This window comes from Sporosarcina soli, from assembly GCF_042655805.1.
Taxonomy (GTDB): domain Bacteria; phylum Bacillota; class Bacilli; order Bacillales_A; family Planococcaceae; genus Sporosarcina; species Sporosarcina soli.
The window spans coordinates 1,486,167-1,512,986 of sequence record NZ_JBHSNO010000005.1 but is presented as its reverse complement, the minus strand read 5'-3'; the positions used below and the strand labels follow the sequence as shown (position 1 = coordinate 1,512,986).

Sequence of the window (26,820 nt, the reverse complement as noted above, 5' to 3'; positions counted from 1 at the left end):
ATAGGTGTCGAGATGAATGCGGTTTTGTTTCTTGTTCAGCGGGTGTTCAAACGCCCGCTGAACGAAGATAAAGCCTCCGGCGGATGTCACAGATTTTGAATCGAGCAAGCTCGATTCAAAATCTGGACGCAATTACGCCGAGGCGTAATTGATTGTCATTCCGCCAAATCATGCTTGAACGCATAAATAACCGCTTGTGTCCGGTCTTGCACTTCAAGTTTCGATAACAGGTTGCTGACGTGTGTTTTCACTGTTTTGAGCGCGATGAACAAGTCGTCTGCGATTTCTTGATTGGATTTTCCTTCGGCTAGAAGGAGCAAGATTTCAAGTTCGCGTTCCGTTAAGTCATCATGCGGAAGGCGCTCCGTGCCCGCACGCATTTTTTGCATCATTTTCGTCGTCACTTCGGGCTCCAGTACTGTTTGTCCTTTCACGGTTTCCCGAATCGCTTCTGCAATCCGCTTGGCGTTGGATGTTTTCAATATGTAGCTGATGGCACCGGCTTCGAGAGCGGGATATACTTTGTCATCGTCCAGAAAACTAGTGACGATGACGATTTTGGCTTCCGGCCATTCTTTGATAATCGCGGCTGTTGCTTCGGCACCGTTCATTTCCGGCATGACCATATCCATCAAAATGATATCCGGCCGCAAATCCAGCGCTTTTCCGATCGCTTCACGGCCATTGACTGCCTCACCGACTACCTCCATATCCGGCTGTGTTTGCAAATAAGCGGACACGCCGATTCGCACCATTTCATGGTCATCCACTAATAGGATTTTGATCAATTGATTCTCCTCCTTTCCGTGTAGGTAGTTTCACTTCTACAATCGTCCCTTGTGAAGGGACCGATACGATTTTACATGTCCCGCCGATTTCAATCGCCCGTTCTTTGACGTTTTGCAATCCGTACGATCCGCCTTTTCCATCGCTTTCTTTAAAGCCGACGCCGTTATCTTGAACGCGAAGAATCGCCAGGCCATCACGTTCGACGAACAATACATCCACTTGTGTCGCTTGGGCGTGGCGAAGTGTATTGGATAATGTCTCTTGTGCGATACGGAATAAATGATCTTCCGCACCTTTTGATAATGTCACTTCTTCCAAGCGGAAACGGATATCGAACAACACTTTTTCCCGTAATTCAGCTAACAGTTCTTCCAATCCTTGCGCAAGTGACTTGTTATTCAAAGCGGCAGGTCGCAAATGCAACAGCAAGGCGCGCATTTCCAGTTGCGCTTGTTGAACCATCCGTTCGACTTGGAGTAACGGTTTTTGCTGCTCTTTGTCTTTGGCCTGTTCGTTGACCGCCGAGAGTAGCATGGATGCAGCGAATAGCTGTTGGGAAACGGAATCATGCAATTCGCGGGCCAATCGTTGCCGTTCTTGTACGATCCGTTCCTGGATCATGCGGTCTTGCGCTTCTGCCCGTTCATCCGTAATGCGCTGTAAACTTTTTCGCTGTGTGACGATAACATTCGATACTGTATCGATGGCCCGGTCTAGCCGGGGGGTGAATTTTTTTCTTACTTCTATTTCTTTTTCTGTGTCGATTAAATCGACTAACCTTTGCTCGATCGCTTTTTCCTTCGAACGGCCGAGCGAACCGGTCCAAATGGCAATGCCCCAGCCGAGTAGGAGAGTAGTGTTCAAAATCCACCACCCGAGAGGGACTTCCGCAAATTGCATGTCATAAAATGCATACCAAGTCTCCTGCAAAGGCAAGTCAAGGAGGAAATAAATATAAACGGCTGCAATGCCCGTAAAGAGCAAAGATAAAGTTAACCCGCGTGCAATAATGGATTTCATTTGCGGTTCACCTCGACATCTCCACCCCATGTGGCAAGAGTGATGATCAGCTCAGGTGAGTCATCCGTTTTTCCTTCGTAACTATCCTTTATATGAAGGCTTTCGTTAATGAGCCGTTTTCGATGAATCCCGAATAACTTCACATCGCCGATCAATGTCGTGTAATGGATGCGAACGGGTATCTCATAAGGCAAGTCGATCTTGATTTTTCCGATGCCTTGCCGGACGGAAATGAGGGAAGTCCCTTTCGGCAGCACCGTATCCGTCACATCGATATGAATATCCCCGAAAAAACCTTGGATATGGACATCTTCCCATTCGTAAGATGAAAAAGGGGAGGATTGGACGGAAAATAATTTGTTTTTCCAAATGCCATTCGGCGTTTCACGTTGAAACTCTTTCAGTGGTCGCATGATCTCTGCCGAAGGGGTGCCTTTCCATAACTTAATAAGAACGTACACGAGCACAATGAAGATGAGCAAACGTAAACTCCATAACGTGAAAAGTGCGAGTGCGATGAAAAACAGTCCGAGGATGACGGTCCATTTCGCCCGTTTCCGTGAACCATAATAGACGAGTCCGCCACCAAGAAGGACGAAAACGATGTTGCCGTTATGGAAGAAGGCCGCTTCGATGAAAATGAGCAAAAGGAAAGTGAAGCCCCAAAAGGTAATTTTACTTGTATCGATGCGTGTCAACTGATCATTCTCCCTTCTTGATGTCTGACTTGGCATTGGTCAACAGGTTAAGAGGAAGGCATCCGCCTTCCTCTTATAGTTTACACAATTTCAGCATCTTTTGCGGATGTTTTTGATTCCGTCTCTTCTACTTTTTCAAGTGCATCGAGCCTGCGTTCCATGGAAGAGATTTCGTACTCCCGATCGATCTTTCCACCGAGGTTTTCAATGTACTTTTTCATTTCTCCGAAAGACGCGATGTTGCTGTCCGCATTTTCAGGGGAGATGACTTTGTCCATCCGGCGATGGGCACGTGTGACATTCTCTTTGCCCATCAATTGCAGTTGTCGGACTTTCATATCTTTCACTTTATGTTTCATTTCCTCGAATTTACGTTCCAACGAAATCAATTCGTAGGCCGTTTCCATAATACTTTCGGAAAGTTCGGCAGCGCGTGTGTCGTAAGCTGCAATTTCTTCTTCGGCAAAAGTGATCAAGTCTTCTTCACCCGCCGCTTGTGCAAGTTCAAGTTGCTGGCGGCGTTTGTCTGCCATTTTTTCTGATTCTGTCAATTCTTTTTGCATTTCGGCTTTTAGTTTGCTTTGACGTTCAAGCAGTTTCCCAATCGACTCTGTTTGTTTTTCCGCTTCGCGAATGTATTGATTCAACATGGCAATCGGGTTTTTACTTTCCTTTTTATCGAATAATGTATGAAGATCCGCCTGTACAGAATATTTAAATCGGTTCCAAAGTGAGTTCATCATCATTTCCTCCTTATTATTTTGTAAGTTCGTTCCACTGACGTTCGAAGTTTACGAATGGATCATCTGATTCGGCTTGGATGACGTTGCTATTCTCTGTACCTTTCCATTTACGCCAAGCGTAGTACACACCCGCTAAAGCAAGGATACCGATGAACGCGGGTACATTTGAAATGGCTGTCAACAATCCGATGACAAGCACGATTCCCCAAAAGATTTTTACGAATGTGGAATCGCTTTTTCTGTAGTAATGGAAACCTGCGTAAGCGATCAAGGCTGAAATGGCGAGTCCAAGAAGCGATCCGAGATTTGAAACAGCGACAATCCCCGCTACAATTCCCAGTGAGAGAAGACCAAATTTTTTCATATGTTGTTCCTCCTTTCGTTTGTAGCTTAATCTTATAATGATTTTCGACTTGTCCAAACAGGCGCAGAACGGATTTCCATCTAAGACTTGAGACCGAGTTCGTCTAAGCACTTTAGGAAACGGTTCATTGAATGTGATCCGCGTGTGTATACTTAAAGAAATTGTGCTAGTTTGCGAGCTTCAAGTTCAATCTGTGAATAATTACGAAGCGGCATAGGGCTGTGGATAACTAATTTTATAAACAGCTAAAATACGCTGATTGTGGATAAAAACAGTCAATTTTCAGAAATTATCAACAAATCAATCAAGTTATCCACTTGCACTTGAGGATAACTTCTTTTAAAAACAAAGTTATCCACCAGAAAGTTTTTGAGTCTATCAACATGTGTATAGTTGTTCACATGGAGCTACGTCATATTCAACCTCAAGCTTGCGTAAAATAATGGATAGTTAGGAAACTTCGTCATTTATAGAAGCGTCTCTATTAGTTCCACATTCAATTTGCATCTAGTTTTCGTATTTAGTAAAGTTGAGGATGACGGAGGGATAGCGTGGAAAATTGGATTATCGAATTTATGAGCCGATTCGGCTATTTTGGTGTGTTTTTTTTAATCATGGTTGAGAATGTGTTTCCACCGATTCCGTCAGAAGTCATTTTGACTTTTGGAGGATATATGACCTCGCTCTCGGATATGACGCGAACAGGTGTCATCATTGCGGCGACTGCTGGTTCGGTGCTTGGAGCAATGATCCTGTATAGTATCGGACTACTGCTCGACGTAAAGCGTCTGGAGAAAATCGTGGATCGATGGGGGAAGATTTTGCGTTTGACCCGGAAAGATATCCATCGTGCAGATGCATGGTTTGACAAATATGGCCCTTGGACGGTGTTGTTTTGTCGCCTTGTTCCGTTAATCCGGAGTCTGATTTCGATTCCGGCAGGAATGTCAAATATGAATTTCCCACTTTTTCTATTGCTCACAACGATCGGGAGTCTCATCTGGAATGCGGCACTTGTTACGGTTGGAGCAGCGGTCGGCGATAATTGGGAATCCATCGTCGGCTATATGGATATTTACTCGAACATTGCGTATGTGATTATAGGACTGAGCGGTATAGCGGCATGTATTTGGTATATTCGCTTCCGCAGAAAGAGAGTGTAACGGCTAATGGAATTATTTGAGTTATTGAAAGCGTTGATACTTGGCTTTGTGGAAGGGATGACGGAGTTTGCACCTGTATCTTCGACGGGTCATTTGATCATTGTCGATGATATGTGGTTGAAGACAACGGAGTTTCTTGGCGATCGTTCGGCATTCACCTTTAAAATCGTTATTCAATTAGGGTCGATTTTAGCGGTTGTCATCGTCTTTTGGAAAAGGTTGTTCAGTTTGGTAGGACTGCACAAGATCGATGGGCAGCAAGCGAATAAAAGCTTTAATTTATTGCATGTGATTGTCGGGATGCTGCCGGCGGTTATTATTGGATTTGTGCTCAAGGACTTTATCGATGAAGAATTATCGGGTGTGCAAACAGTGATTTTTGCATTAGTGGCAGGATCGATTTTGATGATTATTGCGGATAAATTCGGTCCGAAAAAGTCATGGGTTAACACATTGGATCAAATTACATATCGGCAGGCTTTCGCAGTCGGCCTTGTGCAATGTTTGTCTTTATGGCCTGGCTTCTCGCGTTCGGGTGCAACGATTTCAGGGGGCGTCTTGTTCGGGATGAATCATAAGACTGCTGCTGATTTCACATTCATCATGGCGGTTCCGATCATGGCGGGTGCGAGTCTTGTGTCTGTACTGAAAAACTGGGAGCATTTATCCATGGATGACTTATCGTTCTATATTGTTGGATTCGTTGGTGCGTTCGTGTTTTCTTTGATTTCGATCCGCTTCTTCCTGAAGCTGATTTCACGCATCAAACTGATGCCATTTGCAATTTACCGACTGGTTTTGGCTGCCGTCTTAGCAGTAATTGTATTCTTATAAGAAACAACGACTCTTACACATTTGCGTAGGAGTCGTTTTTTTATCCATTACGGGAAAATCTTCCCTGGATTGAATAGGTTTTTAGGATCGAGCATTTGTTTCATTTGCTTCATGATTTCTAAAGCCTCTCCGTGTTCGGCTTGTTGCAATTGGCGTTTCCCTAATCCGACGCCGTGCTCTCCTGTGCAACTGCCGCCTACTTCGATGGCGCGTCGGGCCAGTGCTTCGTTTGCTTGTTCCGCTCTTGCTCTTTCTTCAGGATTGTTCGGGTCAAATGCGATGATGGTGTGGAAATTCCCATCGCCGACATGGCCGAACACACCACTTTTCAAACCGCTTGCGTCGGTCAATTCACGCGCTAAATGGACCATTTCAGGCAATTTGGAAATCGGAACGCAAACATCCCCGCCTGCAACGACAACTCCCTCTGTATGGCTGTACGCGTAGGACATTTCATGACGGGCTTTCCAAAGTTGCGCGCGTTCTTTCGACGTGCCAGCTGTTTCCCAGCCATTGCATCCGAGTTCACGCATCAGTTCTTCGGCTGTCGCGGCTTCTTCCTCTGTACCGCCTTTTGTTCCGGCAAATTCAAAAAATAGTGAGTGGGCTACCGGTATATCATAATCTCCGTAAGCATTGACCGTTGCAATACTTTGAGCATCTACAAGCTCCATGCGTAAAACCGGGATGCCGCTTTGTAAGATCATTGTTGCAGCAGCGGCACATGTTTCGATTTCGTCAAATGTACAGCGTGCAGCAATGATGTGTTCCGGGATGCCATGGAGTCGTAAAGTAATCTCCGTCACAATGCCAAGCGTTCCTTCTGAACCTGTAAACAATCCGGTCAAATTATAGCCAGACGATGATTTTTTCGCTCTCGTGCCTGTTCGGATCACTTTTCCGTTGGCCAATACAATTTCGAGATTTAATAGTTGATCACGCATCGAACCGTATTTCACGGCAGTTGTTCCGCTGGCATTGTTGGCGACCATACCGCCGACGGAAGCATCTGCACCCGGATCAATCGGGAATTGGAGTCCGTGTTTATTGATCAGATCATTCAACTGCATGCGGGTGATCCCCGGTTGAACGGTGACTGTCAAATCTTCAGGCGAGAAATCGAGCACTTTGTTCATTCGTTCGAAATCGATGGAAATGCCTTTGTTAATTGGAATTGCCTGTCCTTCAAGACCCGAACCTGCACCATATGGCGTGACGTTGACTCCGAACTGATCTGCGATTTCCACAATAGTAACGACATCTTCCGTATTTTCGGGAAAACAGACGACATCCGGTTCAACGGGGGGATGTGGTGATTCATCTTTACTATGACGATATAATTCGGTTTCATTTTGAGTGACTTTGTCAGTTCCCAGCCGTTTTTTTAATTCAGAAATAAACAATATGTTCAGCTCCTCGTATGGTTTTGGAATTTAGATGTGTAGATTCTAACCTAGTAGATTGATATTACAAAATATATCACCTATTCTTATCATTTTGCAATGCTAATTGAAATAGGGGTTAGTAGCCTATCACTCGCCGGTCTAATTATTTAGAAAACTACTATTTACAAAAATCCAAATTTAATATATATTGTTACAGTATACAGTATACAAAGAGTTTTTAATAGGATGATATACATGGGGAGGTGGTTAAATGGAGAAGGTCATTAAGCCTACTTCGTTAGCAGAGCAAGCCTATTCATTGTTAAAAAAATCGATCATTTCAGGAAAGCTTGCGCCGAAGACGGAACTGACGGAAGAAAAACTGGCAAATGATTTGGGGGTGAGTCGTACGCCTTTAAGAGAGGCCATCCGAAAACTTGCGATGGAAGGTTTGATCGATTTAAACAAAGGTAAACCGGCGACTGTTGCTACTTTTACCAAAGAGGATTCTTTAGAATACTTGGAGTTACGTCGAGTTCTCGAAATTTATAACATTGAAAATATTGTTTTAAAAGATGATGGGTTACTCATTAAGGAATTAGAGGGTAATTTGAAAGAACAAATGAAAGCGATTTCAAATAATGATTTTCAGGGCTTTATGAACTACGATCGGGAATTCCATCTCATCCTAGCTTCACAAAACAGAAATAAGAAAATTAAGCAGTTAATTCACCAAATGAACACGGGCATCAATCGGGCATTTCTAATCTTATCCAATACGGTGGAGATGAGCGCCATCGAAGCGTATAACGAGCATTTACGGATTATTGAAGCAATCAAGAGTAAAGATTTGGAGCTTTCTAAGAAAGAAATGATGGTGCATTTGAAAAAAGTAGAAGACCGATTTTTAGTTTACTTTAAAAGGGAGGAAGAACAATGAAGAAGTTACTCGTATTATTATCGATTACCGTATTGATTTTGGTGGCATGTGGACGGCCATCTGCAGATAGTACAAATGGAGAGGATACAGTGTATACCATTCGGATTGCCCACTTAGTTCCTGAAGAACAATCCTCACATTTGGCAGCACTCACATTTAAAGAAAAACTCGAAAAGGAATCAAATGGTCGACTAAAAGTGGAAATTTACCCAAATGGTGCTTTATTCGGTTCTGACCGGGAAGCAATTGAGGCTGTCCAGCTCGGGAATTTGGAAATGACAATTCCAGCAGTGGCACCGCTTGCTTCGTTCAATAAGAAGTTTATGGTCTTTGATCTTCCGTTTATTTTTAATGATCATGAAGCGGCATATAAAGCGCTTGACGGTGAGCTTGGAGAAAGTCTATTGGAGGATCTTCAGAAAAATAGTTTGAAAGGATTGGTGTTTGCAGAAAATGGTTTCCGGCATATGTCAAATCACAAAGGTGCAATTACTTCACCTGATGATTTGAAAGGTATGAAGTTCAGAACATTGGAGAATCCGGTCCACACCGATACATTTAAATCATTCGGAGCAAACGCATCTCCATTTGCTTTCGGAGAGTTGTATACAGCGTTGCAACAAGGCACTTACGATGCTATGGAGGCTCCTATCTCCCTTTATTACACGAACAAGTTTTACGAGGTACAAGAGTACTTGACGCTAACTGGACATGTATATGCAGCTACTATACTGCTCATGAATAATGACTTCTACAATCAATTACCTGAAGACTTGCAAGCGTTAGTTACTGAAGCTTCGGAAGAATATCGGACAGAACAGCGTGAAATTGCACAAGGGCAAGACGTAGAGTTCTTGGAGAAGTTAAAAGAGAATGGCATGAAGGTGAATGAAATAACACCTGAGCAAAAGGATGCATTCCGTGAGGCGGCAAAAGTAGTTTATGACAAGTTCACTGCTGAAATCGGTGAAGACCTGGTAGAGCAGGCAAAAGCGGCAAATCAATAACGGGAGCGGAGCCAAGGGGAAACCCTTGGTCCTTCCTTTCTGAAAGGGAGTGGGATGTATGGGGAAAAAGTTTAACCGATTTGAGGAAAGTGTACTTGTCGCAACATTAGTGATTATGGTCATTTTAATATTTGGACAAGTGATCGGTCGTTATATTTTGGGTTCAACACCTAGTTGGACAGAGGAATTGGCGCGCTACATACATATTTTCCAAGTATGGATTGGGGCGAGTTATGCGGTTAAATTTCGTCAACATATTAGGATTGAGGCTTTTATCGAATTATTTAAAGGGGTACCTCGAAAAATATTAGAAACTATTGGTATTATCATTTGGTTTGTCATTGCATTATTTTTGGCGGTATTTGGTACACAACTTGTATTGGCAAGCTTACAGAATGGTCAAGTTTCACCTGCTCTTCAAATTCCAATGTGGATTCCATTCATTGCGTTACCTTTAGGTGGTGCTGGAATGGCCTTCAGACTTATCCAACAAATCGTGGCGGTTTGGCGAGGGAATTACGACAAGCAAGAAAGTGAGGAAATCATCGCATGACAATTGCCTTACTGTTCATAACGCTGTTTGTTTGTTTGCTGATTGGTGTTCCAATCGCAATTTCCTTGGGGGTCTCATCACTTGTAGCAATTTACTTCGGTTCAACGCTTCCACTTTCTATCATTACACAGAAAGCATTTACGTCTCTCGATTCATTTCCCTTACTAGCAATTCCGTTCTTTATGCTTGCAGGAATTTTAATGGGAAAAGGCGGTGTTTCCAAACGTTTGCTCGATCTAGCGACCACACTAGTTGGATGGATGACGGGCGGGTTAGCGATGGTGACAATTGTTGCATGTATGTTCTTTGCAGCTATCTCCGGATCTGGTCCTGCAACGGTTGCTGCAATTGGTGGTTTCATGATCCCGGCGATGGTTGCGCGTAAATATGATGGTGGATTTGCTGCAGCTATCTCGGCGTCAGCTGGATCGATCGGTGTAATTATTCCACCGAGTATTCCGTTCGTTTTGTATGGCGTTATTGGTGGTGTTTCAGTTGGTAACATGTTTCTTGCGGGAATTATACCTGGAATATTGATTGGAATCGGATTGATGATTACAGCATATTTCATCGCCAACAAACGGGGATATAAACCATCCGAAACTGAAGTATTTAAATTTATGGATGTATTGAAAGCGACGAATGATGCTAAATGGGCTTTACTCATACCTGTTATCATATTGGGTGGAATTTACGGCGGTATTTTCTCGCCGACAGAAGCAGCAGTCGTTGCAGTTGTTTATGCATTTATTGTAGGGAAATTCGTATACAAAGAACTAACATGGGAGGATTCCTTTAAGTCTTTCCGTGAGGCTGTAGTTATCAATGCGACAACGATGATCATTATTGGCTTATCTGTTTCATTTGCATACTTCATGACACTTGAACAAGTTCCCAATCAAATCGCAGCATTTTTAACGGACTTTTCTAGCAATCCTTTTGTGATATTGCTTGCAATAAACCTGTTGCTTTTAATCGTTGGTATGTTTATAGATACGATTTCAGCACTAGTTATTTTGACTCCTATACTTTTGCCAGTTGTTATGGCAGTTGGAGTAGACCCAGTCCATTTTGGGGTCATTTTGGTAGCTAACTTGGCGATTGGTTTTATTACACCGCCGTTAGGTGTCAATCTATTTGTTGCTTCCAGTGTAGGGAATGTAAGGTTTGAAAAAATTGTTGTTTCAGTCCTTCCATTCTTACTTTCAATGATCATCTGTTTACTCGTCATCACATATATTCCGGCGCTTTCTTTATGGCTGCCAAATCTTCTTGGGAAATAAGCACAATGACTGTTGAAAGGTGAATACGAATGAAATTAACTATTAATGAACATGTGGAAATGTTACAAGTTCCGGGAATCCGTCAATTCTCAAACAAGCTTATCCATTTTCCCGATGCTGTTAATCTAACAATCGGACAACCGGATTTTTCGACGCCGGAAGCTGTAAAACTAGCGGGTATAAAAGCGATTGAAAACAATCAGACGGGATATTCCCATAACGCAGGCTTACTTGAATTAAGACAGGCAGTCTCTTCTTTTTTTAATTGGAAGTATGGATTTAGCTATGAAGCCGAAAACGAAATTGTCATTACAAACGGTGCAAGTGAAGGAATCGACTCCGTCTTCCGGACAATTTTATCACCCGGTGATGAAGTTATTCTGCCGACGCCGCTCTATCTCGGTTATGAGCCGATTATCAACATATGTGGAGCGAAAGTTGTCTATCTCGATACGACGGATACGGAATTCCGTCCATCACCAGAAAGACTTGAATCACTAATAACATCTAAAACAAAAGCAATCTTGTTCAATTTTCCATCCAATCCGACGGGCGTGACAATTGAAAAAGAGCGGATGAACGAACTGGTAGCGGTTCTCGAAAAGTATCAGTTATTTATCATCTCCGATGAAATATATAGCGAAAACACATTTTCCGGAGAGCATGTTTCTTTTGCACAGTATGAAGTATTGCGGAATCGTCTTTTCCTGATTCATGGTCTATCGAAGTCGCATTCGATGACAGGGTGGCGTATTGGATACGTATTAGGACCAGCCAATTTCATGGAGACTGTGTTGAAAGTCCATTTATATAATTCGGTCTGTGCTTCTGTTCCAAGTCAGCATGCAGGAATCGTCGCATTGAATGAGTGTCGACATACTCCTACGGAGATGAATGTGGAATACATGAAGAGACGTGATTTTGTTTATGATCGATTGAGAGGGATGGGCTTGGATGTCGTTAAGCCAAATGGTGCCTTCTATATCTTTCCGTCCATTAAAAAATATGGTATCGACTCATTCAGCTTTGCGACGAAGCTACTTGAGGAAGGCGGGGTTGCTGCCGTTCCGGGAAGTGCCTTCACAGAATACGGGGAAGGTTATTTGCGGATCTCTTATGCATATGCAATGCCTGTACTGGAAAAAGGAATGGATCGTTTAGAAAAGTTTTTACAAAGATTATAGAGTATTTTTGATGGTAGAGGAGGAGTTGGAATGGGAAGCTATCTATGGGGGACACCGGATAAACTTCGTTCGCTTTTATGCGAACTCGTCAGCTGGGATAGTCGTACATTAACGGAAGGGGAGCGTACATTTGCGCTGAAAGTTATTGAGAAGCTGAAAGCGTTGGATTATTTTCAGGTTCATCCGAGTCACTTGGAATTGCATGATGCTGGTTTGGGTAGAAAGCTTGTCACGGCTTTGTATAAGCATCCGCAAGCGACAGAGACAGTTGTGCTCATCAGCCATTTTGATACGGTATGGACGGAGGAATATGGGGTGCTTGAGCCGCTTGCATGTCATCCGGAGGAACTAACGAAAAAGCTGATGGAGCCCGCTTTTAAGAAGGATCTTCCAGAGGATGCACGGATTGATCTCGAGACAGGAAAATATTTATTTGGTCGGGGTACGATGGATATGAAAATGGGGCTTGCTCTTCATATGCAGCTCATCGAAAAGGCAAGTATCGAACAGTGGCCGATCAACCTTGTCTTGACGACGGTACCAGATGAAGAAGTGAATTCGGCAGGCATGCGTGCAGCCGTGACGGAACTCGTCCGTCTCCGTGATGAACATGATTTGACCTATAAATTATTTTTCAATAGTGAACCGTCATTTTCACAAAATCCAGCAGATATTAAAGAATACGTTTACTCAGGTACCGTTGGAAAAATTATGCCTGCTGCCTTATTTTATGGAAAAGAAACGCATGTCGGTGAACCGATGAAAGGCATGACGGCGAATTATATCGCTTCATTCTTGACACAACGGATTGAATGGAATGAGCTTTTTCGAGAGACAGACCTCGGTGAAAGTACACCATTGCCGGTTTCATTGCAACAAAAGGATTTGAAATTGCAATATTCTACGCAGACACCTTATCGTGCAGTGGCACTTTACAATGTCTTTTTGCTGAAGCGCAATGCGACGGAAGTGATGGATCTGTTCGAACAGGTGGCGACGGAAGCGATGGCCGCTTGCAATGAACATTACAGAGCTATTTGTGATAGGGAACAGGTGAAGGGGGTGGGGGATGTCAAAGTATTGCGTTATGAACAGCTACTTGAGCATGCCGTTCAAAAATTGGGTCATGCAGAGGTGGAGCGTTGGAAACAAGAAGCACTGCAAAACGATGCGTGGGATGATCGCGAAAAATCGCTGCGTATTGTCGATAACTTAATGATTCAGTGTCAAGAACTTGCGCCAGCGACAGTCCTGCTTTACGCACCTCCTTATTACCCGGCTATCAACTCGTCGGGTGACCCGCTTGTGCAAAAGTCCATTGAATTGATGAAGGAAGTGGCGAAAACATTTGATAACACCGTTGAGCAGATCCATTATTTCAATGGCATTTGCGATTTAAGCTATGTGAACTACGAAGACGATGCAAACGGCTGGCTTGCATTTGAAAACAATACGCCAGTTTGGGGCGCCACGTATAGCATTCCTTTTGAAGAGATGGCCCAGCTGAAAGCGCCTGTGCTGAACGTAGGCCCTTTTGGGAAAGATGCACACCAGCGGACAGAGCGCTTGCATGTCGACAGCGCATTCGTCGAAATGCCGGTCATGTTGGAAACATTGATGAAAAATATGTTTGTGAAGAATCGAAATCGACCTGCAATGGTAGACTAATGATAATGGAGCAAGGAGACCTTCTAAATTTGCGAAGGTCTCCGTTTTTTGTATAACTCTGTTAAGATGAAAGAAAAAGCGGCAGGTGAACCAAATGAAAAATAAGATTTTAATCGTTGAAGATGAAGAAAATATTGCACGTGTACTCCAGCTAGAGCTGGAGTTTGAAGGGTATGAAACGGGTGTTGCCCATACAGGGCCAGATGGACTGATCAAATACCGCGAGCAAAAATGGGATCTCGTCCTTCTTGACCTCATGTTGCCTGGTTTGAACGGCTTTGACGTTCTGCGTAGAATCCGGGCGACCGAAGCGAGCACGCCTGTCATCTTATTGACGGCAAAAGGGGATGTGGAGGATAAAGTGACCGGATTGGACATTGGTGCCAATGATTATGTGACGAAACCGTTTGAAATAGAGGAATTGCTTGCCAGAATCCGTACAGCGCTGCGGTTTTCAGCACCAAAAGTACCAGAGAAAGACGAGTATCTCCATGAGTTTGCCGGATTGTCTATCCATGAGCAAACGCGGGAAGTGAAACGGGATGGGGTGTCGGTTGAACTGACGCCACGAGAGTATGATCTTCTCCTCCATTTGTTGAAACACCCGAACCAAGTGCTATCCCGTGAACAATTGTTGGATGCAGTGTGGGGATTTGATTATTACGGCGATACGAATGTCGTCGATGTATATATCCGTTATGTTCGGAAAAAAATCGATAATGGCGATAAAAAATCATTGATCCAAACGGTGCGCGGGGTCGGCTATGTGTTGAAGGAACCTGTCCATGAAGCTTAAAACGAAGATTCATCTATTTTCAACACTTCTCATGCTCATCATCCTTACGCTAACGAATGTTGGTATTTATTTTCTATTCGAAAAGATGGGACACCAGACAGAATATAACCAATTGTTAATACGGTCTAAAGAACTCACGACGTCCCTTAGTAAAATGACCGAGCAAATGGATGCCAGAACAATAGTAAGGGCGTATCTCCCATCGAACGGGGTCATTCAGATCGTCGATGAAAAAGGCAAGCAGAAAGTGAAGTCGTCCGTACCTGAATTGGAAAAGGAGAAATTTGACATCAATCCGAAAGAGCGTTATACAATCGGGGATTTCAATGGTACGCAGACAATGTCCATCCGTGTACCTGCCATTTGGACAAATGGAGAAGTTGTGCAAGTTGAAATGGTGCAAGTGTTGGAAGAGTTAGAAAGGAGTATGCAGCTGCTGAAGCTGATCCTGTTTGGTGTAACGGTAGTCGCCATGATACCGATTACGGCGTCCAGCATCACATTGGGGCGAATCGTCACGCAGCCGATTGAAAAATTGACGAAGACGATGTCGGAAAGTCAAAAATCAGGAACATACGAAAAAATCAATGTATCTGTGGAAGGGAAGGATGAGCTGGCACAAATGGGGCGGACATTCAACGATATGATGGAACAACTGGAACAAAACTACAAAAAACAAGAACAGTTCGTTTCAAATGCATCCCATGAATTGAAAACACCTCTTACTGTCATTGAAAGCTATTCCCGTCTTCTTTCCCGTCAAGGGTTTGACAATCGTGCTGTTGCAGAGGAGGCGGTAAATGCCATCATCAGCGAATCTGTCCGTATGAAAGAGATGATTGCTCAAATGTTGGAGCTTGCAAAAAGCAACGGACCGTTGACATTCGAGTTCTCGGAAATAGAAATCCATTCATTGGTAGAGCAAGTGATTCAGCCAATGCGGCATGCTTATGCACGGAATTTCAGTTTGGAAGGCAGCCCACCAGTCAAGGCAATGACGGATGAAAACCGACTAAAACAGTTGCTGTTCATCTTGCTGGATAATGCACGGAAATACAGCGATGGGGACATTAAGACCATTATCCAAGCACATGAGGATAGTACAGAGATCTCCGTGATGGATTTTGGCAATGGCATTGCCGAGGAACATTTGCCGCATATTTTTGATCGCTTTTATCGTATCGATAAAGATCGGAATCGGAAAACCGGCGGGACGGGATTGGGACTTGCCATTGCTAAGGAAATCGCGGAAGGGTTGGGCGCAGAGTTGAAAATCGAAAGCATTGTCGGCATGGGTACGACAATCCGTATTTTGATTCCGAAAAATTGATTTCTCATCGTTTTTTAATGTTGGTGGCGTATGCTGGATTAGAGGAGTGAGACCAGATGAAAATGATAAAAAAACCTTGGTTTATCCCAATCGTGTTAACGATCCTGATTCTAATTATCGGCAATTATTATACAAAACAATTGGTTTCCAAAGCGGAGACGTTACCGGAAGATGAAATCCGCAACCAGCTCGAAGACATGTACGAAGGGAAAGTGGAACGACTTTCTTTGAAAGGTTCTATGTATGAAGTGGAACTGTCTAGAAGCAATGCGGTTTACTTAGCAGAGGTGGATGCGGAGACGGGGAAGGTACTATCTCTTTTCCAGACGAAAGAAAAAACACCGCTTGCATCGGCTGGGGAAAAGGAAGCTGCTCCGGATGAGAAGGTTGTTGAACAGCCAGTCAAGGAAAAGGAACCTTCTGTGACACCACCGAAGGAAGTGAAGTCGGAGCCGGATAGAAGCAAAGTGGAAACACCATCTTCAAAAGTGCAGGAAAAAAAGCCGGTTCCTTCTAAAAAGGAAGATAAGACGGTTTTGATTTCAAAAAATCAAGCGATCAAAATTGCGCTTGCCCAATTGAAAGGTGAAGTGGACGACGTTGAATTTGTCCCAAAAAGCGACGGCGGTTACTATTTAGTCGAGATTGAAGTCGACGATGACAATGACAAACGGGGCGATGGGGCGGTTTATCAAATTCATGCTATTACTGGGAAAATCATGAATGTAACATGGGAAGATTAATTGACTTGAATCAGCAATAGTCTTCCACCGCCAAAATGGTCGGATGAATGCCGGAATACATTTCAATCAGAGAGAGTCCAATTCCTTGCGTCTTGAAAGTGCCGTAATTTCTGCAAAAAACGCAGAAATTACGGCAAATCGAACCCTACGCTGTTCGATTCATAATTACGCCGAGGCGTAATTGATATTCTCTCATCAATTTCTAATAATCCTCTCCCTCTCTTCTCAGAATGAAGTCGTATGATGAAGATAATAAGAAAAGGAGGAATTCAAACATGAAAAAATGGATGTTCATTCCTGCATTGGCGGGAGCAGTAGCAATAGGTGGAGTAGCTTTGGCAAATGACACGCCAACGGACAAAGTGAGTGCGATGGAAGGACTTATGACCTTGCAAGAAGCAAAAGATTTAGCGCTTCAACAATATGGTGGGAAAGTGACAGAAATCGAACTTGAGCAAAAGAAATCGGGCTATGTGTATGATGTAGAAGTGAAATCGAACGGTATCGAATACGATTTGGACATTGACGCAAAAACGGGGAAAATCGTGCTCGATTCCCAATCGACAGATAAGCGTAGTGCACAACAAGCGACTGCAACGAACACATTAAAAGTGGATGAATCCACTAAACCGCGTGTGGCAGATGCGAAACTTTTAACGTCAGATCAAGCGATTGCAATTGCTAAGAAAAAAGCGAACGGCACGGTTACCAAAGTCGAATTGGATAGTGACGACGGACGTCAACACTATGATATCGAATTCAAAGATGGCACGTATGAATATGATTTCGAAATTGATGCTGTTACCGGTAAAATTCTCGAATTCGAAAAAGACCGCGATGACGATGATAAAAAAGTGAACAAACAAGCGACTACAAGCAAAGTCGCTGGTACAAAACAAGCGATGCTAACGAAAGAGCAAGCGATCGCAATTGCCATGAAACAAGCAAAAGGAACTGTCACAGACTTTGAATTAGACGATGATGACGATCGCCAAGTGTATGAAATCGAAATCGAGGATGGTACGTATGAATATGACTTCGAAATCGATGCCTTCACAGGTGAAGTATTGAAATTCGAAAAAGACGATCGTTATGATGACTGATGTGTAAAGGGCTGCCTTAGGCAGCCCTTTTTGTTATGGAGAAATCGTGTATGATTTTCCAACCTCTGCAAGCTCGACAGGTCCGTTGAATGTACTGGCAGCAGCTGCAAGAATTTCATTGATATTTCCATGCAAAGGCAAATGAGTGAGTACAAGCTGCTTTGCTCCAGCTAGTTCGGCCAATCTTCCCGCTTCGCTGCCTCCCATATGTCCAGGTGCTTTGCCGACATGTTCTTCGTACAAGTTCGCTTCACTAATTAACAGATCAGCCCCGCGTGCGAAGTCCACCAGCTCATCCCGCCACTCCGTATCTGCCGTCAAGACGACCGATCGATCGTTCACTTTGAATTTCATTGCCAAGCAATAGACAGGATGGATCGTTTGACAGAAAGATACTTCAAACGGTCCGATTTGGACGACGTCGTCTTCTGAAATGCCTACACCTACCGTCTGTTCTTTGTACGATAGTTTCGCGAAGTTTTCTTCATCTTGCCGATGTCCGTAAATCGGTAACGCAGGAGCCGGCTTGCCGAGATAGTATTGGATCAGCCGGCTATACTGTAAACTGCCGACATCCGCGATATGATCTGCGTGATAATGACTGATGACGACCGCATCCAATTTTTCTAACGGCAAATAATTTTGCAAGGATGAAAGGACTCCGCTGCCACAATCAATCAGACAATGGAAGCCTTCATGTTCGATTAAAAACGAAGAGGTCGCACTGTTCGCTTTCGGATAACCGCCCCAAATGCCGAGGGGTATGATTTTCATCTATGAAACGCCTCCTTCATTGCTTCCAGTGTACCGCGAAATTGGGGAATTCAAAAGTTTTGAAAGGAATAGGTGAATAATGTAAATAAATGAAAAGAGGCCAGGAAAAAGAAGATTGACCTTCTAGAGAATAAATCTTATAATACATTCGAATAATTTGAATAATAATTTTGGGCAATCCAGACTTGGAGGAATGGGAGATTTTATCGACTGATTCTAAGCTAGAGAAACTTTGTGCCTTACACACGGATTTAACAGACGCGGAAGTACAGCTATTGAAACATGTAGCCAGCTCCTTACAAATGCACGCAGACTTGACAGATTCCTATATGTTCATAGATTGTCAGATCAAAGATAGCGAATACGCCATTGTCGTTGCCGAAGCCTTTCCAAAATCCAACGATTCAGTTTATGAAAATTCGGTAGTTGGAAAAATCGTGTTCGATACATTTGAACCGGGTGTTTTCTATAGTTTTCGAAAAGGGAAGAAATCGCAGATCCGCCATGCCGTCACACAAGAAGGACATACGGTGGAGCAAAACGTAGTTCCGATTAAGAACGCTATGCAGCAAGTGATTGGTGTACTCATCCAAGAAAAGAAAGTGGACGTACCAGTTGTTTATCAGGATGAACGACAACCTCCTTTGTTTGGTCAAGAGTCCATCGAATATGTACTGGGCGATAAAAATGATGAAATGCCGGCGATTTCCAATTTATTGATGGAAATTTTCTTATTAACGGATGATGAGGATAAGCTGATCTATGCCAATCCCGTTGGCGTGAAATTTATTACTGAAATGAGTCGGACTGAAGAAATCCGAAATATGAACATCATCGATTTACTACCCTTTCTTAAAACGGTTTATGACCAGCCTGAAGATGTTTTTGTCTTTGACTTGACCGTGGATCGTAAAAACTTGATTGTAAAAAAAGTGAGACTGCGGAAAAAGGATAGGCTAACTGGGACATTGCTCATTATTCAAGACATTACGGAATTGCGGACAAAGGAAAAAGAGCTCAAGATGAAGTCTGTCGTCATTCAAGAAATCCATCATCGTGTGAAAAACAATCTTCAAACGGTAGCCAGTCTAGTAAGGCTGCAAATGAGAAAAGGTGTTTCTGAGGAGAGTAAATCCTATTTTGAAGACACTTTAAATCGGATATCGAGCATCGCTTCTGTTTATGAATTGATTTTGGCAAAAGAAAATGCGGATGATGATGATGTCAATCTTATTGAATTGACGGAGAAAATTTGTTCCACGATGGTATTGAATGAGCTACATAAAAAAGTTAACTTGATTATTCGGCCAAATGGCAATAAAATATTAACATCGTCAAGGAAAGCGGTTTCAATCGCGCTGATCGTCAACGAGCTTGTTCAGAATTCGATTAAACATGCTTTTCCTGCAGATATGGCAGGCGAAATTAGTGTAATATTCTATTCGACGCAAGATTTTTTGGAACTTCATATTTCCGACAACGGTGTTGGGATAAAGAAGCCGAAATCCTCACTTGGATTGGAAATCGTGCATAATTTAGTCGTCAATGATTTGAATGGTGAATTTCGTTATTTACCGGAAGACAGAGGAACACATGCGGTGATTACGTTTCCAGTAAGTCCGGAGGTTAGTATATTCTATGAGAAAGAAGATATTGATAGCGGAGGATGAGTCCATCATCCGCATGGATATTAGAATGATGTTGGAAGACCATGGCTACGAAGTCGTCGGGGAAGCCGGGGATGGAGATCGTGCAGTGGAACTTGCGTTCAAGTATAAGCCCGATCTTATATTGATGGATATTAAGATGCCGAAACTCAACGGACTTCAAGCGAGTCAAATTATTGCGAGTCAGTTGGATTTGCCAATTCTGATCATTACCGCCTATAGTCAGAAAGAGTTCGTTGAGAAAGCGCAACAAGACAATGTTGTGGGCTATTTGGTCAAACCGATTTCAGAATCGAATCTGATTCCGGCGGTTGAAATCGCGTTACATCAAGCGAACAAAGCGAAGAAGCTGAAAAATGAAATTGCGGTTGCGAAGAAAGAAGTTGAAAAGAGAAAGTTGATTGAGCGGGCAAAAGGCATTCTAATGCAACACGAGCAACTCACGGAACAGCAGGCTTTCAAAAAGATGAGAGATGCAAGCATGTCGAGACAGCTGACAATGGAGTCGGTTGCAAAAGAAATCACTTCCACTTACAAGTAAATAGGACAAGCAAAGGCGCTTAAAGAGAAGGTTTCTTTAAGCGTTTTTTGTGTTTTTTTGAAAGGGGGACATCTATACGGGACTTGGAGTCGGATAGGGGAGAAAATGAAAATTTCTAGGGGGGATTTTAAATGGAAATGATTGGAACAGTAATTGTATATATTATTATGGCGTGTGCTGTTGTCGGTGCATTTGCGGCGATTAAAAACCCGGAAGACGGTCTTGGGAAAGAGTTCATGTCCGGACTCCATGCGGTTGGTCATATATTTGTGCCTGCAGCGGGGATTATGGCGTCCATCCCTTATTTGACATGGTTTATCAGTAAGTTTATCGGTCCTGTCTTTGATACGATCGGGGCGGATCCTGCCATTGCGGCAACGACGATCTTAGCTTCTGATATGGGCGGTTATCAACTGGCGAATGCCTTGAAGACGTCCTATGAAGGTTGGGTCATGGCGATGATTGTCGGTTATATGGCGGGCGCGACGATTGTGTTTTCCATCCCTATGGGGCTTGCCATGTTGGACAAGCGCGATCATAAATACATGGCACTTGGTATCATGTCGGGTGTATTGACGATTCCAATTGGTGCATTTATCGCATCTGCTTTAACTGTCTTATTTAACACGGAAATCCGTGAAGTTATCAGTACAACAGCTGATACGACTTATGAATTTGTCATCAGTTATGCACAAATCTTGATCAACCTACTACCATTGCTTATTTTTGTAATAGTCATAGCAGCAGGGTTGAAGTTCTTCCCGCGGATCATGATTTCCGGGTTCATGCTTTTTGGACGCGTCATGGACGCAGCTATTAAACTTGTTTTGGTGTTCTCCATTGTTGAAATTTTTACAGGGTTGTTTACGACGCTGTTTGGCGCATGGGGCTTCGATCCGATCATGGCAGACGAAGCGGATCAGTTCCGGGCACTTGAAACGGCGGGGTATATTGGAATCATGTTAGCGGGAGCTTTCCCGATGGTGTATTTGATTCGTAAATATGCGGCAAAACCGCTGGAGGTCGGGGGACGGAAACTGGGTCTCTCCTCGGTTGGCAGTGCTGGAATTTTGGCGACGATGGCGAATATTTTAGCGATGTTTTCATTGGTCAGATATATGAGACCGAAAGATAAAGTTATCAATATTGCATTCGGTGTTTGTGCTGCTTTCTTGTTAGGGGATCATCTATCCTTCACAGCGAATTTCCAACCGACAATCATTTTACCGGTCATTATCGGTAAATTGGCGGCTGGTATTTGTGCCATTGCCATCGCCTACTGGCTGTCTGTTCCGACAGCGCTTAAGCTGGAGGAAAAAGACCGTGCTGAAGGGATCATTCGTCCTGGTGAATACTTAGAAGACGAAAAAGCGGAGAAAGTGAGTTAAGCTTAAGTCGAGCTGAAAGGAGCGAGCATAGTGAGTGAAGAGAAAAAAAGGTTTATACAAGAGTTTGTTCCAGGCAAACAGATTACGTTAAGTCACTTAATCGCCAATCCAGATCCGGATATGTTCCAAAAGCTTGGCATTCAAGAAGCAGGTGCTTTAGGGATCATGACTTGCACGCCAAGTGAAACCGTCATTATTGCAGGGGATCTGGCAACGAAATCGGCGAATGTCAGAATTGGATTCTTAGATCGTTTTACAGGAAGTCTTGTCATTGTGGGCAGCGTTTCGGAAGTGGACATGGCGATGATCGAAATCAATCGGTTTTTATCCGAACAACTAGGGTACACACCATCATCCATTACAAAGTCATAAGGGGGTGGAGTGAAAAGTGAAAAATCGGGCAATGCTGATCGGTGCAATTGGCGCTGGCAAGTCGACGTTGACAAATGCGTTATTAGGGAAAAAAGTCGATGCGGTTAAAACGCAAACATTGATTTATTATGACTGGATTGTTGACACACCGGGCGAGTATACAGAAAATCCGTTGTTCTATAAAAATATTATGGCGACCGCGCTGGAAGTGACACATGTGTTGTATTTACAAGACGCGACAAATGGGAAATTGATCTTTCCACCTGGCTTTAGCATGGGGATATCGAAGTTGCCGATTGGCGTCATTACGAAAAGCGATCATCCCGAAGCAGATCTGGAACGTTCCATCAGGATGATCCAGTCCGTCATTTCGTACGGACCGATTGTCATCACTTCTTCTGTCGAGGGGACTGGTATCCCCCATTTGAAGGAATTGGTGAAAATGAAGACGATGGAAGAGATGAAGAACTATGTAGTGGAAGCGGCGGATGAGCGTCTATTGTTCACCGATTCTCTTTACACTTCTTGAAACCTTTGCTATATTAAAACTATTGAAGTGAATGAACGCGGCAAAGGCGCCTTTACGACTCGAAGACTTTCTTCGGGTTTGTAAAGGCGCCTTTTTGTATGGAAGAGGGGGAGGGTGTGTGGTGAATTTCAAGCGTAAGCAAGAAACGATCATCAGTGCAGGGATTGACATTGGCACAAGCACAACGAAGCTGATCATCAGCCGTTTTTCATTGATGAATGTTGCAGGAACAACGCATGTTCCTCGAATTGAAATAGTCGACAAAGAAATTCTTTATAAAAGTCCGATTTTCAGGACGCCATTGACCGACCCTTCTACGATCAATGTAGCGGAGGTTGAAAAAATTGTCCGTTCCCAATATGCGAAAGCCGGGATTGAAGCGGCTCAAATCGAAACCGGTGCAGTCATTATTACGGGAGAGACGGCGACTAAACAGAATGCGAGCGAGATGCTCCATTATTTGTCCAGTGAAGCCGGCGACTTCTTAGTGGCGACAGCCGGACCGGATTTGGAAGGGATCATTGCGGCAAAAGGTTCTGGTGCGTACGATTATTCCGGGCGAAGCGGGAAAGTAATCGCGAACATCGATATTGGCGGAGGAACAGCAAACATTGCTGTTTATAAAAACAAAGTGCTGCTCGGTACATGCACGATGCATATCGGAGGACGACTCATTGAATTCAATGGACAGCAAATCATGTCGATTTCACCGCCTGTCCAAAGACTATTAACCGAGCGCGATATGCCGTTGCAAGTCGGTGATTCAGCGCAGGCTGCCGGTGTACAGCTTGTAACCGATTGCATGGCTGAGTCGCTGGCACGCATTTTAAAAAATGACGTGCACATGCAAGATGAAGTGCTTTTACTCGGGCATCGCCCTAATTGGAATGAACCAATTGATGCAATTGTCTTCTCGGGAGGCATTTCCGAATGCATGTATAGCCACGAAGCGGATGATATTCAGCAAGCTAATTATAACGACATCGGAATCCTGTTAGCGACAACACTTCAAAGAAACGCAACATTGCAAAGTTTTACATGGCTGGAGCCGATGGAGACGGTTCGTGCCACTGTCCTTGGGGCGGGTACGCAGACTACAGAGATTAGCGGAGCGACCATCCAAGTGGCACCGCATGAATTACCGCTTAAAAATGTGCCTGTCTACCATTACGATTTTCAAACTGATCTTCAAAAAGGGTTGGAACACTTTGGGACAGCCATCAAGACAGCGATCGACATGTTCGATGCCACACGGGAGGGGCAGAATTTTGCCCTGTATATCTCAGAGCTTCCCTACATGGGGTTCAGAGATATTCAGCAGTTGGCGACAGCGATTATGCAAGTGATGGATCAGCGGCCGGATCCCGATCAGCCAATTGTTCTTGTATTGCAATCGGACCATGCAAAAGTGTTGGGGCAGACGCTGGTCGCAATGAATGTCAGGCAAAGCGTGATCTGTATTGATCAAATCAATGTCGATCATGGGGATTACCTGGATATCGGGAGAGCGCTTGACTCGGGTGTTGTCCCCGTAGTTGTCAAAACATTAACATTTCACTCGGCGTGAAGGAGGGTGTTAACACGTGAATTTAAAAACAGTATTAGGCGGAGTCAGTTATACATTCGCCGATTTGAAAGAAGTCATGGCAAAAGCGAATGAGGAAAAGTCGGGAGACCGACTTGCAGGCGTTGCAGCCGAAACCGTACAGGAACGGATTGCCGCGAAAACCGTTCTCAGTGAACTTTTACTTAGTGATATCCGCAACAACCCGCTAATCCCGATTGAAACGGATGAGGTTTCCCGGATTATCGAAGGGGACATTAACGAAAGAATCTATGGCGAAATCAAGAATTGGAGCGTCGCAGAATTGCGGGAATACATTCTTAGCAATGAAGTGGGTGACCGTGAACTAAAACGGATCAGCAGAGGGCTCAATTCGGAAATGATTGCCGCGGTTGCTAAGCTGATGTCGAACTTGGATTTGGTGCACGCCGCCAATAAAGTGGAAATTTTAACGACATGCAATATTACCATCGGCCAAAAGGGGACAATTGCTTCACGCCTCCAGCCCAACCATCCGACCGATAATGTCGACGGAATGATTGCTTCGCTCAAAGAAGGGCTGTCCTACGGAGTGGGGGATGCAGTTATTGGGATCAACCCGGTGGACGATTCGGTTGAAAGTGTGAAACGACTGTTACAGGCGACAAAGGATTTTATGAACGAGTGGGAAATCCCCGCGCAAAACTGTGTGCTGGCCCATGTGACGACGCAGATGAAGGCGATTGAACAAGGAGCCCCAGCCGATATGATTTTCCAAAGTATCGCTGGAACTGAGGTTGCCAATCGATCGTTCGGGATCTCCGCGGAATTGATAGCGGAAGCAAAAGACCTTGCGTTAAAGCAAGGAACAGGATCGGGTCCACAAGTTATGTATTTTGAAACAGGACAAGGATCTGAATTGTCTGCGGAAGCACACTTCGGAATCGATCAATTGACATTGGAATCCCGCAACTACGGTTTTGCAAGGCATTATGATCCTTTTATCGTGAATACAGTAGTCGGTTTCATCGGTCCGGAATATTTGTATGACAGTAAACAAGTGATCCGTGCCGGTCTCGAAGATCATTTCATGGGGAAAATGCATGGTCTTCCGATGGGCGTAGATATTTGTTATACAAACCATATTCGAGCTGATCAAAATGATATTGAAAATTTAGGGGTCTTGTTATCAGCGGCGGGTGTAAACTTCATCATCTCAACACCTATGGGGGACGATGTGATGCTGAATTACCAATCGATGAGCTATCACGATATCGCGACGCTTTTGCGAACGTTTGGTAAAACCCCATCACCCGAATATCTCAAATGGCTTGAAAAAATGGGGATTTACGAAAACGGTCGTCTGAGCGCACGCGCTGGAGACCCTACCATTTTCACACGTTAGGAGGTGATATCTTATGGATGAACAACTGATTCAGCAAATTACAAAATTAGTCGTCGAAAAATTGCAAACGAATCATTCGGGGACTTCGAATATTGAAAAAGAAAACGAGCCACTTATTGATTTATTTCAAAATAAGCCGACAGGATATCGCTTGAATGAGGAAAGACGGGAAACGCCTTCTGGTGAAGTGACATTTTTCAATACAGTTACAGAAAACAGAAAGCCTAATGTGCTTAAAGCCGTAGAAAGTAAAACGGTTTCTTCACCCAATGATGTGAAGAAAGACGAAGAATTAGCGGAACTCCGTAAAAAAACACCTGCTCGGATAACGGTCGGCAGAGCCGGCTCAAGACCGAAGACAAACACATGGCTTCAATTCCGCTATGATCATGCGGCAGCTGTAGATGCTGTATACGGCGAGGTTCCATCTGAAATTCTGGAACGTTTGGATTTCTTCCAAGTCCACTCAAAAGTACAGGACAAGGAAGAGTATATTAGACGTCCAGACTTAGGAAGACGTTTATCGGACGACTCCAAGGCAACTGTCCAAGCGAAATGTCAGCATGCCCCGAAAGTGCAGATCGTTGCTTCGAATGGCTTGAGCGCATTAGCCATCGAAGAAAACTTGGAAGACGTCTATCTCTCTTTGAAGCAATCATTGGCGAATTTAACTATTGAAGTCGGAACGAGCTTTTATGTCGATAAAGGCCGAGTTGCTTTGATGGACGAGATTGGCGAAATGCTTCAACCAGATGTTGTCATTATGTTAATCGGTGAGCGACCGGGCCTTGTGTCCGCTGAGTCTTTAAGTGCCTACATTTGCTATAAGCCGCGTATCGGAACGATTGAGGCGGATCGCATGGTCGTTTCGAATATCCACAAAGGGGGCATTCCGCCAGTGGAAGCGGGCGCTTACTTAGGGACATTGATTCAGAAGATTTTAAAGTATGAAGCCAGCGGTGTTTCTCTCGTTCAAAAAGAAGGATAGGAGGTGGGGA

27 protein-coding genes are annotated in these 26,820 nt (G+C 43.9%); 20 read left to right on the top strand and 7 right to left on the bottom strand.

What is annotated here, in order from left to right; translation table 11 throughout:
* Nucleotides 1-155 precede the first annotated feature (155 nt).
* From ACFPRA_RS11230 to ACFPRA_RS11210, 5 genes are all read right to left on the bottom strand, one after another.
* A complete protein-coding gene (locus tag ACFPRA_RS11230; RefSeq protein WP_381434181.1) occupies nucleotides 156-788 on the bottom strand; it encodes a response regulator transcription factor in 633 nt (210 codons plus the stop codon).
* A complete protein-coding gene (locus ACFPRA_RS11225; protein ID WP_381434178.1) occupies nucleotides 763-1,809 on the bottom strand; it encodes a sensor histidine kinase in 1,047 nt (348 codons plus the stop codon). Before ACFPRA_RS11225 ends, ACFPRA_RS11230 begins: the two co-directional genes overlap by 26 nt.
* Nucleotides 1,806-2,507, bottom strand: coding sequence for a cell wall-active antibiotics response protein LiaF (gene liaF / locus ACFPRA_RS11220; protein WP_381434176.1), 702 nt, complete (start codon nucleotides 2,505-2,507; stop codon nucleotides 1,806-1,808). Before liaF ends, ACFPRA_RS11225 begins: the two co-directional genes overlap by 4 nt.
* A gap of 80 nt (nucleotides 2,508-2,587) precedes the next feature.
* Nucleotides 2,588-3,247 (bottom strand): PspA/IM30 family protein, encoded by a 660-nt coding sequence (locus ACFPRA_RS11215; RefSeq protein WP_381434174.1) that lies wholly within the window; start codon nucleotides 3,245-3,247, stop codon nucleotides 2,588-2,590.
* Between the two features lie 16 nt (nucleotides 3,248-3,263).
* The gene (locus ACFPRA_RS11210; protein WP_381434171.1) at nucleotides 3,264-3,614 is read right to left on the bottom strand and encodes a lmo0954 family membrane protein; all 351 of its coding nucleotides are present in this window, start codon (nucleotides 3,612-3,614) and stop codon (nucleotides 3,264-3,266) included.
* Nucleotides 3,615-4,165: 551 nt separating this feature from the next.
* On the opposite strand from ACFPRA_RS11210, the gene ACFPRA_RS11205 reads away from it, so the two are divergent.
* Entirely contained in the window at nucleotides 4,166-4,777 is a 612-nt protein-coding gene (locus tag ACFPRA_RS11205) for a DedA family protein (protein WP_381434169.1), read from the top strand.
* A gap of 6 nt (nucleotides 4,778-4,783) precedes the next feature.
* On the top strand, nucleotides 4,784-5,611 hold the full coding sequence (locus tag ACFPRA_RS11200) for an undecaprenyl-diphosphate phosphatase (RefSeq protein WP_381434166.1): 828 nt from the start codon (nucleotides 4,784-4,786) through the stop codon (nucleotides 5,609-5,611).
* Nucleotides 5,612-5,658: 47 nt separating this feature from the next.
* On the opposite strand, the gene ACFPRA_RS11195 is transcribed toward ACFPRA_RS11200, so the two are convergent.
* Nucleotides 5,659-7,014: an FAD-binding oxidoreductase gene (locus ACFPRA_RS11195; RefSeq protein WP_381434164.1), complete on the bottom strand. Its 1,356-nt coding sequence runs from the start codon at nucleotides 7,012-7,014 to the stop codon at nucleotides 5,659-5,661.
* A 253-nt stretch (nucleotides 7,015-7,267) separates the two neighbouring features.
* On the opposite strand from ACFPRA_RS11195, the gene ACFPRA_RS11190 reads away from it, so the two are divergent.
* The 10 genes from ACFPRA_RS11190 (at nucleotide 7,268) to ACFPRA_RS11145 (ending at nucleotide 17,603) form a co-directional block, all read left to right on the top strand.
* Nucleotides 7,268-7,936, top strand: a complete 669-nt coding sequence (locus ACFPRA_RS11190; RefSeq protein ID WP_381434161.1) for a GntR family transcriptional regulator — start codon at nucleotides 7,268-7,270, stop codon at nucleotides 7,934-7,936.
* On the top strand, nucleotides 7,933-8,943 hold the full coding sequence (locus tag ACFPRA_RS11185) for a TRAP transporter substrate-binding protein (RefSeq protein WP_381434159.1): 1,011 nt from the start codon (nucleotides 7,933-7,935) through the stop codon (nucleotides 8,941-8,943). The genes ACFPRA_RS11190 and ACFPRA_RS11185 overlap by 4 nt, the downstream gene beginning before the upstream one ends.
* Before the next feature lie 58 nt (nucleotides 8,944-9,001).
* A complete protein-coding gene (locus tag ACFPRA_RS11180) occupies nucleotides 9,002-9,496 on the top strand; it encodes a TRAP transporter small permease (protein WP_381434157.1) in 495 nt (164 codons plus the stop codon).
* Nucleotides 9,493-10,779, top strand: a complete 1,287-nt coding sequence (locus ACFPRA_RS11175) for a TRAP transporter large permease (protein WP_381434154.1) — start codon at nucleotides 9,493-9,495, stop codon at nucleotides 10,777-10,779. Before ACFPRA_RS11180 ends, ACFPRA_RS11175 begins: the two co-directional genes overlap by 4 nt.
* A gap of 29 nt (nucleotides 10,780-10,808) precedes the next feature.
* Nucleotides 10,809-11,963, top strand: a complete 1,155-nt coding sequence (locus ACFPRA_RS11170; RefSeq protein ID WP_381434152.1) for an aminotransferase class I/II-fold pyridoxal phosphate-dependent enzyme — start codon at nucleotides 10,809-10,811, stop codon at nucleotides 11,961-11,963.
* A 30-nt stretch (nucleotides 11,964-11,993) separates the two neighbouring features.
* Nucleotides 11,994-13,631, top strand: a complete 1,638-nt coding sequence (locus ACFPRA_RS11165; RefSeq protein WP_381434149.1) for a M20/M25/M40 family metallo-hydrolase — start codon at nucleotides 11,994-11,996, stop codon at nucleotides 13,629-13,631.
* 94 nt (nucleotides 13,632-13,725) lie between these two features.
* Complete coding sequence (locus tag ACFPRA_RS11160) at nucleotides 13,726-14,427, top strand: response regulator transcription factor (protein WP_381434147.1); 702 nt, start codon at nucleotides 13,726-13,728, stop codon at nucleotides 14,425-14,427.
* Nucleotides 14,417-15,757: a sensor histidine kinase gene (locus tag ACFPRA_RS11155; protein ID WP_381434144.1), complete on the top strand. Its 1,341-nt coding sequence runs from the start codon at nucleotides 14,417-14,419 to the stop codon at nucleotides 15,755-15,757. The genes ACFPRA_RS11160 and ACFPRA_RS11155 overlap by 11 nt, the downstream gene beginning before the upstream one ends.
* Nucleotides 15,758-15,813: 56 nt before the next feature.
* Nucleotides 15,814-16,500 (top strand): PepSY domain-containing protein, encoded by a 687-nt coding sequence (locus ACFPRA_RS11150; protein ID WP_381434142.1) that lies wholly within the window; start codon nucleotides 15,814-15,816, stop codon nucleotides 16,498-16,500.
* 275 nt (nucleotides 16,501-16,775) lie between these two features.
* A complete protein-coding gene (locus ACFPRA_RS11145; protein ID WP_381434139.1) occupies nucleotides 16,776-17,603 on the top strand; it encodes a PepSY domain-containing protein in 828 nt (275 codons plus the stop codon).
* Between the two features lie 33 nt (nucleotides 17,604-17,636).
* On the opposite strand, the gene ACFPRA_RS11140 is transcribed toward ACFPRA_RS11145, so the two are convergent.
* On the bottom strand, nucleotides 17,637-18,377 hold the full coding sequence (locus tag ACFPRA_RS11140; protein ID WP_381434137.1) for an MBL fold metallo-hydrolase: 741 nt from the start codon (nucleotides 18,375-18,377) through the stop codon (nucleotides 17,637-17,639).
* Between the two features lie 185 nt (nucleotides 18,378-18,562).
* On the opposite strand from ACFPRA_RS11140, the gene ACFPRA_RS11135 reads away from it, so the two are divergent.
* The 8 genes from ACFPRA_RS11135 to eutC all read left to right on the top strand — a co-directional run bounded on the left by ACFPRA_RS11135 (nucleotide 18,563) and on the right by eutC (nucleotide 26,810).
* Nucleotides 18,563-20,047 (top strand): sensor histidine kinase, encoded by a 1,485-nt coding sequence (locus ACFPRA_RS11135; protein WP_381434134.1) that lies wholly within the window; start codon nucleotides 18,563-18,565, stop codon nucleotides 20,045-20,047.
* Nucleotides 20,016-20,585, top strand: coding sequence for an ANTAR domain-containing response regulator (locus tag ACFPRA_RS11130; RefSeq protein WP_381434132.1), 570 nt, complete (start codon nucleotides 20,016-20,018; stop codon nucleotides 20,583-20,585). Before ACFPRA_RS11135 ends, ACFPRA_RS11130 begins: the two co-directional genes overlap by 32 nt.
* Before the next feature lie 131 nt (nucleotides 20,586-20,716).
* Nucleotides 20,717-21,973 (top strand): ethanolamine utilization protein EutH, encoded by a 1,257-nt coding sequence (gene eutH, locus ACFPRA_RS11125; RefSeq protein ID WP_381434129.1) that lies wholly within the window; start codon nucleotides 20,717-20,719, stop codon nucleotides 21,971-21,973.
* 30 nt (nucleotides 21,974-22,003) lie between these two features.
* The gene (gene eutS / locus ACFPRA_RS11120; RefSeq protein WP_381434126.1) at nucleotides 22,004-22,345 is read left to right on the top strand and encodes an ethanolamine utilization microcompartment protein EutS; all 342 of its coding nucleotides are present in this window, start codon (nucleotides 22,004-22,006) and stop codon (nucleotides 22,343-22,345) included.
* A 16-nt stretch (nucleotides 22,346-22,361) separates the two neighbouring features.
* Nucleotides 22,362-22,874 carry a EutP/PduV family microcompartment system protein gene (locus ACFPRA_RS11115; RefSeq protein ID WP_381434124.1) on the top strand — a complete coding sequence of 171 codons (513 nt, stop codon included), beginning with the start codon at nucleotides 22,362-22,364 and terminating at the stop codon, nucleotides 22,872-22,874.
* Nucleotides 22,875-22,992: 118 nt separating this feature from the next.
* Nucleotides 22,993-24,441: an ethanolamine ammonia-lyase reactivating factor EutA gene (locus tag ACFPRA_RS11110; RefSeq protein ID WP_381434121.1), complete on the top strand. Its 1,449-nt coding sequence runs from the start codon at nucleotides 22,993-22,995 to the stop codon at nucleotides 24,439-24,441.
* A gap of 16 nt (nucleotides 24,442-24,457) precedes the next feature.
* Nucleotides 24,458-25,822, top strand: coding sequence for an ethanolamine ammonia-lyase subunit EutB (locus ACFPRA_RS11105; RefSeq protein WP_381434117.1), 1,365 nt, complete (start codon nucleotides 24,458-24,460; stop codon nucleotides 25,820-25,822).
* Between the two features lie 13 nt (nucleotides 25,823-25,835).
* Nucleotides 25,836-26,810 (top strand): ethanolamine ammonia-lyase subunit EutC, encoded by a 975-nt coding sequence (gene eutC, locus ACFPRA_RS11100; protein ID WP_381434115.1) that lies wholly within the window; start codon nucleotides 25,836-25,838, stop codon nucleotides 26,808-26,810.
* Nucleotides 26,811-26,820: the final 10 nt, after the last annotated feature.